General features: G+C 69.3%; 3 protein-coding genes. All 3 read right to left on the bottom strand.

Going from position 1 to position 2,672, the window contains the following annotated elements; all coding sequences use genetic code 11:
• Positions 1-60: 60 nt before the first annotated feature.
• Positions 61-1,233, bottom strand: a complete 1,173-nt coding sequence (locus tag TR48_RS46190) for a hypothetical protein (protein WP_042375620.1) — start codon at positions 1,231-1,233, stop codon at positions 61-63.
• A gap of 126 nt (positions 1,234-1,359) precedes the next feature.
• Positions 1,360-1,896, bottom strand: a complete 537-nt coding sequence (locus tag TR48_RS38355) for a hypothetical protein (protein WP_042375617.1) — start codon at positions 1,894-1,896, stop codon at positions 1,360-1,362.
• 80 nt (positions 1,897-1,976) lie between these two features.
• Positions 1,977-2,336 carry a hypothetical protein gene (locus TR48_RS38350; protein WP_042375616.1) on the bottom strand — a complete coding sequence of 120 codons (360 nt, stop codon included), beginning with the start codon at positions 2,334-2,336 and terminating at the stop codon, positions 1,977-1,979.
• Between the last annotated feature and the right edge of the window lie 336 nt (positions 2,337-2,672).

Genomic DNA, 2,672 nt, shown 5'->3' with positions numbered 1-2,672 from the left:
GTGCTGCGCACCCGCCTGGATGGTGCGGGGCCGGGCTTGGCTGCCCGGCCCCGCCCCGGGTCAAACCAGCGCCATGGCGGCGAGCGCCTGGGCCTCCAGCTCGTATGCGGCGTCGGCGTCGGTGAGGGTCTGGGCGGTGGCGGTGATGGCCTGGAGGATGCCTCCGGCGGTGGGCTGTCCGCCCTTGATGAAGTGGTTCAGTACCGACTGCTGCACGGTCTCGGAGAACCGGAGCTTCTTCCCGATCACCTCGATGGTCTTCGCGGGGTCGGCGACCTCGCGCCCGGCCTGCCGCTCGATCTCGCGCAACTTGGCCTCGACGTAGTCCGCGTCCATGAACGTGGCGACCGCGTCCCGCGTCTGCGCCTGGATCAGCGCGAGGTGCTTCTCGTTGGTGTCCTCAGAGACCCGGATCAGTCCCTCGTCCATGCGCGCCCCGATGTGCACGGCCCGGTAGGCGTCCTTGGTCATGGTCAGCCCGTTGGTGCACACCTGGACCGTGATGCGCGGGGTGATGGTGTAGGCACCGGCCCCGACCTCGCTGTTCGACAGCACGAACCCCGCCGACACGATGGGGCACTGGTCCCCGGTCTGGCCGCTGAACGGGGACCGGTACCCCTTCAGGAGCTCGGCGGCCCTCACCCGGACCGCCTGCGACTCGATCCGCACCACCATGCGCCGCTCGGACAGATCACACCCCGTGATCTCGATCGGGTGGCCGGACTCCTTGACCCCCTCAAGCGCGGAGATCAGCACGTCGAAGCTATCGATCCTCCGGTAGGAGTCGCTGAGCACCGCGCGCAGCACCCCGATACCGCCGTCACCCGCGCCCGGGTTGAACGTCCTCAACATCAGCTTCCGCGACTGGTCGGCCTCAAGCCACCCGTTCACGTTCGCGTCGTACAGGGACGGACGCTCCGCCCGCATCCGGCGCAGGTAGGCGAGCGGAATCCGAAGCTTCTCCGCGATCCCCTCGTCGGCCACGGAGGTGGGCCGCATCACCTGGTCGGTGAGCGTCACACCGTCCGGGCCGAGCACCGGGGCGTTCTCGGTCAGCAGCAGGTTCCCTCCCTCCGCCCGGATCCGCCCCGCCTGGACGACCATGTCGACCTTGCGCGCCTCCTGCTGCTGCAACGCCATGGCCAGATCCTGAAGGCTCGCGTTCCGGGCGGCCCCGCTCCCGTCGGGGGCGGGGGTGACGACGGCGGCGCGGTTGGTCAACTGCTCCTGCATGACTGCTCCTTGCGTTTCGGTCGGTGCCGGGGTGCCATCCCCAATAACTTCAGAATAGATAGATTTGGGGTTGGGGGCCACCGATTTTCCAGGCGGCCCCTGACCTGCGGAAACGTCAGACGCGGGCTAGGCGGCGGCCTGCGCCTGGTCCTCGCCGCCGGGCTCCCACCACGCCCCCGGCTGCGCGGTCACGCTGGACGGACGCACGAGGGACAGGATGAGGCGGCGGCCCTTGTAGAGAGTCAGGCGGATGTCCCGTTCCCCTGTCCTCGGGTCGGCGGACTCCGTGATCTCCTGCACCCAGTACCGCCCCCACGCGTTCACCTGCGTGCCGTGGTACTCCACGAACTGCCCGACTCCGGGAAGGTCGGGTTCCGCCAGTGCGCCGACAGCGCGCACCGCGTCCGAGATGGGCACCTCACGGCCCGTCAGGGCCGGTCCGGTGTGCCCGTTCCGCACCCCGACCACGTACCCCAGGATGAACGCGCGCCGCGCCTGACGCTCCACCCGCTGCGACCGGTGAGCGCCCCGGAACCGGCACCGCACACGGCTCACGACCTCCGCCCATGCGGTCGTCGCCTGCATCTCCTCGGACTCGGTGTACGGCTCCGGCTCCGGCCGGCCTGACGTCTCCTGCGGGCTCTGCCCGAACGTGGTGCTCATGACTCCTGCCTCCTGCTCGGCGGTCGGTGGGTGTGGGGGCGCGGCTCGGCGCGCCCCCACACAAGGGCCCTGGGAGGGCGTCAGACGAGACGGCGGGTGCGGAGGAACTCGGCCGCGCGGTAGGCGACGACGCGGGCGGCGTTGGTCTTGACGCGGCGGTCCTCGCGGACGCTGCCGATGATCCGGCGGCCGGTCTCGCCCTCGAAGATGATCACGTACTCGAACTCCTCGGCGGCGGGCATCACCAGTAGCACCGGCCCGGCGAGCGTGGGCAGCTGAAGCGCGGTCATGTTCTCGTCCTGGTCGTGCAGGACGCGGGCCCCGGCCAGCAGGGACGGGAGCGGCAGGAAGGTGGCGATCCGGCGCGCCGTGCTCGCCTGGGCCGACTCGGGGCCACAGGCGACGGAGGAGACGACGGCCTTCTCGATGATGATCTCCACTGGGGAGTCCTTTCGGTTGTCCAACGGGTTCGGTCTGTCCTCAGTGCCGGTGAGGAACTACGTAAAGAATAGATTGATCGCCGGGTGCAGCGCCACCGAATATCCGGCGCGCCGCGCACCTTTCACCCGTTCAGCCGCGATCGGCCATGGTGACGCACCGTGTGAGCCGGGGTGTGAAGCGGAGTGTGGGCGGGGGTGTGATTCGGTGTGTGATGTGGTGTTTGCTGCTTCTGTCTTGAACTGCCCATTGTTGCTGGTGGGTTGGGGTGTGGGGGTGTGGTGTGGTTCTGACATCCCCTTGTGCGCACGTCCCGCTGTGGTGTTGGTGGGTGGTGG

The sequence above is a fragment of the Streptacidiphilus neutrinimicus genome (genome assembly GCF_000787815.1).
GTDB lineage: Bacteria > Actinomycetota > Actinomycetes > Streptomycetales > Streptomycetaceae > Streptacidiphilus > Streptacidiphilus neutrinimicus.
The sequence above is the reverse complement of the archived record's forward strand: the minus strand, read 5'-3'. Positions and strand labels throughout refer to the sequence as shown.

What these genes read in the sequence shown, in the direction of transcription:
- TR48_RS46190 (WP_042375620.1), bottom strand. Translation starts at nt 1,233, where the DNA reads ATGCAGGAGCAGTTGACCAACCGCGCCGCCGTCGTCACCCCCGCCCCC.
- TR48_RS38355 (WP_042375617.1), bottom strand. Translation starts at nt 1,896, where the DNA reads ATGAGCACCACGTTCGGGCAGAGCCCGCAGGAGACGTCAGGCCGGCCG.